Below are 8,109 nucleotides of genomic sequence, written 5' to 3'. Positions count from 1 at the left end.
CGCTGGCACATGCATGCGCAGATTAAGGGACATAGGTCACACAATATAGGTCGCGAATAGGGTAACCTTAATTCGCTTGTATAAACCTATGTATGTGAAGGGTTGCAAAAATGCCTCAGGTTGCGGGGGCGGGCATTACAAAGGCGCGCTCGGCCGTCACGATCGGCGCATTCACCGCCGTCTACTTTGTCATCATGTGGTGCTCGGGAATGCTTGGCTTTTTCGGGCCGGCGTTCATGTTCGTCGGCTGGATCATCGGTCTGATCCTCAACGGTCCGGTCATCATGCTGATGATGGTGCGCTCGCGCATGTTTGGAACGCTCACAATCATGGGAGGCGTCGTCGCCTTCCTCATGGTCGTGACTGGACACTCGTGGGTGACTGTGCCGGTCACCCTGGTTCTGGGCTTGCTGGCTGACCTCCTTGCTCGAAGCGGCGGCTACGTGAGCGCCCCTCGAAACATCGCGGCATACATGCTGGTCTCCCTGTGGATGATTGGCCCGCTTGCGCCGATCTTTTTTGCTCCCGACTCCTACTATGCGGATGTTGCGGCTCAGATGGGCCAGGACTACGCGGACGCGATGCGGGCGCTCTTTAGTCCCGCAGTGATTGGAGGATGGCTCGTCGTCGCAATGATCGTCGCGTTCATCGGTGGGCTCCTCGGGCGTTTCCTGCTGCGCAAGCACTTCGCGAAGGCTGGCGTTGCCTGATATCTCGCCCGCCGAGGCCGCACCAGGCGAGGCAACGAGCAGACTTGACCCACGCACCAAGCTCCTCGCTCTCCTCGTCCTCAACGCACTCGTCATGCGCGCGAGCCCCACGTCCACGCTTGTTGCGGTGCAGGCGCTGGCGGTGATCGCTCTCCTCTGGGAGGTCAGTGCGAGGGCCGCTGCGCGCGTGGGGATTGCGTGCCTCGTCTGTGATGTGTGTGCTTTGGGTTCGCCTTTTCTCGTTGCGTGGCTCGAGGCCGTGGGCTTGCCGCGTGGAGTGGTTCTCGTCGTCGGTACGTGCGCTGCGATCTTGTACTGGTTTGCGCGGTTCTTCGCGGGATTCGGTATCGCTCTCTACGTGTACCGCACGACGAGAGTTGGCCAGATGAAGGCAGCCCTGCGCGCCGTTCACTTGCCGCGAGTGTTCGTCGACGCCCTCGTTGTCGCGTTTCGTGTCCTCCCGACGGTGGGTGCCGAGGCGGTCGCTATCCGCGAGGCGATGGAGATGCGTGGCGTCGACCTCGGGGTGCGCGGCATCATACGGCACCCCCTCGTGATTGCTGAGCGCTTTCTGGTCCCGCTGCTGTCGTCTATCGCGCGCGTGGCCGACGACCTGGCTGCCTCGAGCGTAGTCCGAGGCCTGGGTGGCCCCACACGCCCCACCTCGCTGACGCGGCTGCGCGCCAGTGCCTGGGATGCGGTCGCCCTCGCGTGCGTGGCCGGCGTCATCGTTATCGAGATCTGTGCGCACCTGGGAGTCCTGCCGTGATTGATGTTGAATCCCTGTCGTTCTCCTACGTCAGTGAGCTGACGGGAGATCGCGTCGAGGCCCTACACGGGGTCGATGTGTCTGCCCGTCCGGGCACTCTCACCCTCGTGTGCGGGTCCTCCGGCTGTGGGAAGTCGACGCTCATGCGGGCGCTGACCGGCCTCGTCCCGCAGATGACGCCGGGGGAGATCGAGGGGGTGGTGCGGATTGATGGTCGCGACCTCGCCGAGGTCCCCCTGACCGAGGTCGGTCACCTGTGCTCATCCGTCTTCCAGAATCCGCGCACCCAATTCTTCTGCGACACCGTCGCCGAGGAGCTGGCCTTTTGCGGGGAAAACTACGGTCGCGACCGAGAAACCCTGATCGAGAGCAGTGAGCGCGCCGCCGAACTCATGGGCATCACCCATCTCATGGACCGCAAGCTGTCGACTTTATCGGGCGGGCAGCTCCAGAAGGTGGCGCTCGCTTGCGCGCTGTCATCGGGTGCCCCGGTTCTCCTCGCCGACGAACCTACCTCGAACCTGGACCCCGACGCCATCGCAGAGGTGCGACGCGCCCTTGTGCTCCTCAAGGAACAGGGAATGACAATCATCGTCGTCGAGCACCGCCTTCACTTCCTGCGAGGACTCGCCGACCAGGTCCTCCTCATGGAAGACGGATCGGTCACGCGTCGGTGGAGCGGCGAGGAGTTCTACTCGATGAGCGAGGCGGAACGCAGGTCGCTTGGCTTGCGCACGCTCGTTGACCCTGGTCCGCCCGAGGCCTGGGTGTGCTCGCGGGACTCCCGGGACGAGGCCTCGGCCCGTGGGAGCGTGGGCCTGTCCTGCCGGGATCTGAGCTTCTCCTACGGGAACACTCCCGTGTTTGAAGGCTTCGACGCGGACTTTCCAGTCGGCCGGATCACGTGCATCGCGGGAGAGAACGGCGTCGGGAAGACGACCCTCGTGCGCGTTTTGTGCGGGCTGGCTGCTCCCAGTTCCGGAACGATCACCCTGGACGGGCAGACGACGAGTCGACGGCAGCGACGGGCCGCGTGCGCGCTCGTCATGCAGGACACCGGGCGACAGCTGTTCTCCGACACGCTAGCGGGCGAGCTGACGATCGGGGCGTCGCAGGCCAGCGGCGAGGCCGGGGAGAAGCTTTTGGCTGACTTCGACCTCGCTCACCTGGGGGACCGCCATCCCCTCAGCCTGTCGGGAGGACAGAAGCAACGCCTCGTCATCGCAGCTGCGCGAGCCACTGGGCGCCGAATCGTCATCCTCGACGAACCCACGTCGGGAATCGATGCCCGGCACCTTGACTCAATTACCGCGACCCTGCGCCGCATTGCGAACGAAGGAGCGGCCGTCATCGTCGTCACCCACGATGGCGAGTTCGCTTCTGCCTGCGCGGACCAACTCATCACACTGACGCCGACGGGCACCAAGCGTGCTCGCGAAGGAGAACCCCAATGACCGATACCGACGAGCGCGAGGACGCCACGGCCTCGGCCCCGACTGGCCAGCTCGCTGACGACACGCGAACCGATGACCCCCGCGCGGCGCACCTGGCGGGCCAGCGCGCCTTCAAGGAGCTGACCGCCCCCATCCGTGGAGCCATGATGCTTGCCCGAGTACTCGGGTTCCTCTACGGCGCGCTCGCGGTTGCCCCCTACGTCGTCCTCGTCCAGCTGGGGGAGGTGCTGCTGGCTGCGGCTCGATCAGGTGCCCTGCCCGACCGAGGGGAGGTGATGACCCTGCTCATGTGGCTCACCGGAGCGTTCGGCGTGCGCTATGGGATCTACTTTGTTGCGCTCGCTGTCACCCACTTCGCGGACGTGCGTTTCGGACACATCGTGCGCTCGCGCATGGTGAAGGTTCTGGCCGGTGCGCCCCTCGCCTGGTTCACATCGACGAACTCCGGGGCCGTGCGCAAGGCCATCCAGGACGACACACACGATGTACACACCGTTATCGCCCATGCGCCCGTCGAATCCGCAGCCGCCGTCAGCGCACCCCTGTCCTTGCTCATCTACTCCTTCGTCGTCGACTGGCGGCTCGGGCTTCTCTCGATTGCCACGCTGCCCATCTACGGGCTCCTCAACGCGTGGATGATGCGAGACATGGGGGAGAAGACCGCACAGATGGACCGACACCTGACGCGCGTCTCATCGACGATGGTCGAATTCGTGTCCGGAATCAGCGTGGTGAAGGCTTTTGGGACCGTCGGCCGTTCACACGAGCGATTCATCCGGGCAGCCGAGGACTTCTCGCGCTTCTATCGCGACTGGTGCGGTCCGCTGCTGAAAGGCTCCGCGCTCGGGCAGGCCAGCGTGTCTCCCTCGTTGATCTTGCTCATCTCGACCGCGGGAGGCGCAGCGTTCGCGGCCGCCGGGATCGTGAGCCCGGTCCAGGTCATCACCTGCGCGCTCATTGCCCTCGTCATCCCGGCTGCCATCGAGGTGCTGGGGACGACTGCCTGGTCCTACCAGATCGCGGGGGCGGCCGCGCTGCGGATCGTCGATCTGCTCTCTGTTGATCCATTACCCGCCGAGGGGCATTCCGTGCCAGACGGATCGGATGTTGAGATTGACGGTGTGTCCTTCTCCTACGGGACGACCCTCGCGCTTGACGATGTGAGCCTGACGATCCCCGAGGGCACGGTGACCGCACTCGTCGGCTCCTCCGGCTCGGGTAAGTCGACGCTCGCGACGCTGGTTGCGCGCTTCGCCGACCCGGACCGTGGGGCTGTTCGCATCGGAGGGGTCGACGTGCGTGACATCGCTCCGGATGTCCTCTACCGGCACGTCTCCTTCGTCCTCCAAGACCCCCAGCTCCTCGATATATCCGTACGCGATAACATCGCGCTCGGCGTTCCCGGTGCGAGCGACGAAGCGGTGTGGGCCGCCGCTGGGGCCGCTCGTATCGACGACTACCTGCGTTCCTTACCCCGAGGCCTCGACAGCGTCATCGGGGAGGACGCGCATCCCTCGGGTGGCCAGGCGCAGCGCATCGCGATTGCGCGCGCCCTCCTCGTCGATGCGCCCATCCTCGTTCTCGACGAGGCCACCGCCTTCACCGACCCGGAAGCCGAGGCCGATATTCAGGAGGCGCTCACCCGCCTCGTGCAGGGAAAGACGGTCCTGGTGATCGCACACCGCGCCGCGTCGATCACGGGTGTCGACCAGATCGCCATCCTTGACGCGGGACGCCTCATCGCCCTGGGCACGCCCGACCAGCTCGCCGACCACCCCTACATGCGTCGCTTGACCGCACCCGCGAAAGGACACTGATTATGTTCGGACTCATCATCCGCCTGCGCGAACCCCTCTCCGAGCAGGGGCGAGCCGACTTCGCCCGGGCGACCATCCTGTCCTGCATCGTCGGTGTCGTGCGCGGAATCTCGCTCATCGCGTTCATTCCGGCCGCGCTCGCCCTGACCTCGGGTCACAGCGCCTGGGGGATGCCTCTGAGCGCGTGGCTCGTGGTGCTGGCTGGGTGCGCGCTCACCTCATTTGTCGTCGAGTATCTCCTCGCTATGCGTTCATACTCGGTGGCCTTTGACTTCCTGTCGAACATGCACCGCGCGATCGGCGATAAGGTGGCGTCCCTGCCGCTCGGATCGTTCCGCGCAGACACCGCCGGAAAGACGTCGCGCCTCGTCTCGCGTGAGCTCATGGTTCTGGGTGAGATCTTCGCGCACATGTACTCGCCCCTCATTGCCGCCATCGTCACCTCGGCGACGATGCTCGTCGGCATCACCGTGTTTTCGCCGGTCCTCGGGCTGGTGTGCGTGGTCGCGATCCCGGTCGTCGGCGGGGGAGTGTGGGTGGCGCGCCGGTGCCTGCAGTCCGGGGCCGCCCTGAAAGAGCCTCCCGCCCGCGAGCTGTCACACCGCATTGTCGAATACGCGACCAAGCAGGGCGCGCTGCGGGCCTGCGGGCGCTCCGCCTCCTACGAGCCTCTCCTGCGAGCCGAGGATGCGTACGGGGTGGCGGCACGGCGTTCTCTCATGCGGGAAACCGTCGGCCAGATCGTCAACGGCATGGCTGCCCAGGTCGTCGTCGTGACGCTCATCTGCGCGATCGGGTGGCTCGCGGTCGGGGAACAGGTCGGCCCCGTGGCTGCGATCGTTGCGATCGGCCTGCTTCTGCGTTTCACGCAGATCCTCGTCGACATCGGGACGCTCGCCTCCGCCTTCGAGACGCGTCGCCCGGTCCTCGACCTCAGCCACGAGATCCTCTCCGCCTCAGAACTGCCCGCCCCCAAGGGCGTGCGACGCACGGACGAGGCCCCGGCCTCGTCGGGCGCATCCGTGACCCTCGAGGACGTGTCCTTCTCCTACGAGGCCGACCACCCCGTCCTGCAAGGCGTATCCTTCCGCGTCCAGCCCGGAACCATGACGGCGATCGTCGGTCCCTCGGGCTGTGGCAAAACCACCATCGCGCGCCTCGTCGCACGCTTCTACGACGTGGACGCGGGAAGCGTTCGAGTGGGTGACGCAGACGTGCGCGACTGGGACACCACCGACCTCATGGCGCAGCTCTCCCTCGTGTTCCAGGACGTCTACCTCTTCGACGACACCCTGGAAGCTAATGTGCGCGTCGGAAACCCCGACGCGAGCCACGCAGATATCGAGGAAGCGGCTCGCCTGAGCGGAGTCGACGAGATCATCGAACGCCTGCCGCTCGGCTGGGAGACCCCCGTCGGCGAGGCCGGCCGCGCGCTCTCGGGAGGCGAGCGCCAGCGCGTCTCCATCGCACGCGCGCTCCTCAAGGCCGCGCCCATCGTCCTCTTCGACGAGGCCACGAGCGCCCTCGACCCCGAGAACGAATCGCGCATCACCGACGCCATGGCCGCCCTGCGGCGCGACGCGACCCTCATCGTCATCGCCCACAAGCTCGACACAATCACGGCAGCCGACCAGATCGTCGTCCTCGACGAAGGCGGCCGCGTCGCCCAGATCGGCACGCACGCTGAGCTCTACTCGCAGGCGGACGGCCAATACCGGGCCTTCTGGGACGCGCGCTCACGGGCAGCGGGGTGGAGGCTCGTCTGACGGCTATCACGTCACGAGGCCGGGACCCAATGCGCATCACCGGACGCCGAACACCGTTTCGCGTGTCGGATACCAGGCGCTCCACCCTGAGCCAAGCCGGACGCATCCTTCCCGGATACCCCGCAAACCAGCCCCGGCCTCGTGCATCCTCTGATGCACCCATCGCAGGTGTGCGCGCGACCGACCCCGGCCTCGTCTGTGAAACGCGCCGCCATGCTTGCACGCAGGTAACCACCCTGTTAAGCTGATCCGTGCCGAAGACCGTTGGTGTCCACACTAGTGGAGAAAAATCCAACGCAGGTGAGTGAGCCGCCCCGCGCGGCATTCGAGCATGCGCCCGACACGAACCTGCGTGTCGGGTTTTTTCTTACCTGCGGTCACGTATCTGGAAGGAGGACCATGGCGAAGTCCGACAAGGTGGCAGCAGTTGCCGAGCTCGTGGAGCGCTTCCGCGCAGCCGACGCTGTCCTGCTGACCGAGTACCGCGGCCTGACCGTCGGCCAGCTGAAGCAGCTGCGTCGCGGCCTGGGCGAGAACGCGACCTACGCCGTGGCAAAGAACACGCTGGCGCGCCTGGCAGCCACGGAGGTCGGCCTCGACTTCCTGGCTGAGGACCTCAAGGGTCCCACGGCCATCGCTTTCGTCTCCGGCGAGCCCGTTGAGGCCGCCAAGACCCTGCGTGATTTTGCTAAGGAAAACCCCGCCCTCGTGCTGAAGTCCGGCGCGATGGACGGCGCTCCCCTGAGCGCCGAGGGTGTCAAGAAGCTCGCCGATCTCGAGTCCCGCGAGGTCCTGCTGGCCAAGGCCGCAGGCGTCCTCAAGGCGAAGATCGGTCAGGCGGCGTTCGCATTCAACGCTCTGCCCGTCAAGGCAGTGCGCACCATCGATGCTCTGCGCGAAAAGCAGCAGGGCGAGGCGGCCTGACGAGACAGGCCATGTTTCACACCGCCACCCGGGCTGCGTGAAACACCCCAACAATCTGCACTCGTGCAGGCCAATTAGGAAGGATGCCACTCATGGCTAAGCTCTCCAATGACGAGCTCATCGCAGCTTTCAAGGAAATGACCCTCATCGAGCTCTCCGACTTCGTGAAGCTCTTCGAGGAGACCTTCGACGTTGAGGCCGCTGCCCCCGCAGCCGTCGCCGTTGCCGCCCCGGCCGCCGACGCCCCCGCCGAGGAAGAGAAGGACGAGTTCGAGGTCGTCCTCGAGTCCGCCGGTGAGAAGAAGATCGCCGTCGTCAAGGTCGTCAAGAACCTGGCCGGCCTGGGCCTCAAGGAAGCCAAGGACCTGGTTGACTCCGCGCCCTCCACCATCTTCCCCTCCGCGAAGAAGGAAGACGCCGAGAAGGCCAAGGCTGAGATCGAAGAGGCCGGCGGCAAGGTCACCCTTAAGTGACTTTCCCCGTCTGACTCGTTCAGACTTTTCCACCCGACTGGGTGGGCTGACCCCGTCCCGCATCTGCGGGGCGGGGTTTCCGCGTGTCTGGCGCTCGTTGCTTGTGGCGTCGCTGGTGTTCTGGGCACCGTCGGGTCCGGCCGCCCGCGTGGTGTGCCTTGCTAGGCCGGGCTGCTTGGTGTGCCCGTGGGCGGCG

The 8,109-nt window shown here is 65.8% G+C and carries 7 protein-coding genes; all 7 read left to right on the top strand.

Features of this window, described 5'->3' with window-relative positions:
* The first annotated feature begins 110 nt into the window (after positions 1-110).
* A complete protein-coding gene (locus tag HMPREF1136_RS04235) occupies positions 111-710 on the top strand; it encodes an MptD family putative ECF transporter S component (protein ID WP_009648090.1) in 600 nt (199 codons plus the stop codon).
* The gene (locus tag HMPREF1136_RS04230) at positions 703-1,479 is read left to right on the top strand and encodes an energy-coupling factor transporter transmembrane component T family protein (RefSeq protein WP_009648086.1); all 777 of its coding nucleotides are present in this window, start codon (positions 703-705) and stop codon (positions 1,477-1,479) included. The genes HMPREF1136_RS04235 and HMPREF1136_RS04230 overlap by 8 nt, the downstream gene beginning before the upstream one ends.
* Positions 1,476-2,933 carry an ABC transporter ATP-binding protein gene (locus HMPREF1136_RS04225; protein ID WP_009648091.1) on the top strand — a complete coding sequence of 486 codons (1,458 nt, stop codon included), beginning with the start codon at positions 1,476-1,478 and terminating at the stop codon, positions 2,931-2,933. The genes HMPREF1136_RS04230 and HMPREF1136_RS04225 overlap by 4 nt, the downstream gene beginning before the upstream one ends.
* Entirely contained in the window at positions 2,930-4,750 is a 1,821-nt protein-coding gene (locus HMPREF1136_RS04220; RefSeq protein WP_009648088.1) for an ABC transporter ATP-binding protein, read from the top strand. The genes HMPREF1136_RS04225 and HMPREF1136_RS04220 overlap by 4 nt, the downstream gene beginning before the upstream one ends.
* A 2-nt stretch (positions 4,751-4,752) precedes the next feature.
* Complete coding sequence (locus HMPREF1136_RS04215; RefSeq protein WP_009648089.1) at positions 4,753-6,516, top strand: ABC transporter ATP-binding protein; 1,764 nt, start codon at positions 4,753-4,755, stop codon at positions 6,514-6,516.
* Positions 6,517-6,915: 399 nt separating this feature from the next.
* Complete coding sequence (rplJ, locus tag HMPREF1136_RS04210; RefSeq protein WP_009648087.1) at positions 6,916-7,440, top strand: 50S ribosomal protein L10; 525 nt, start codon at positions 6,916-6,918, stop codon at positions 7,438-7,440.
* A gap of 92 nt (positions 7,441-7,532) precedes the next feature.
* Positions 7,533-7,913, top strand: a complete 381-nt coding sequence (rplL, locus tag HMPREF1136_RS04205; RefSeq protein WP_009648085.1) for a 50S ribosomal protein L7/L12 — start codon at positions 7,533-7,535, stop codon at positions 7,911-7,913.
* The last annotated feature ends 196 nt before the right edge of the window (positions 7,914-8,109 follow it).

The sequence above is a fragment of the Actinomyces sp. ICM47 genome, from assembly GCF_000278725.1.
Lineage (GTDB): Bacteria > Actinomycetota > Actinomycetes > Actinomycetales > Actinomycetaceae > Pauljensenia.
This window is presented reverse-complemented; position numbering and strand designations above follow the sequence as displayed.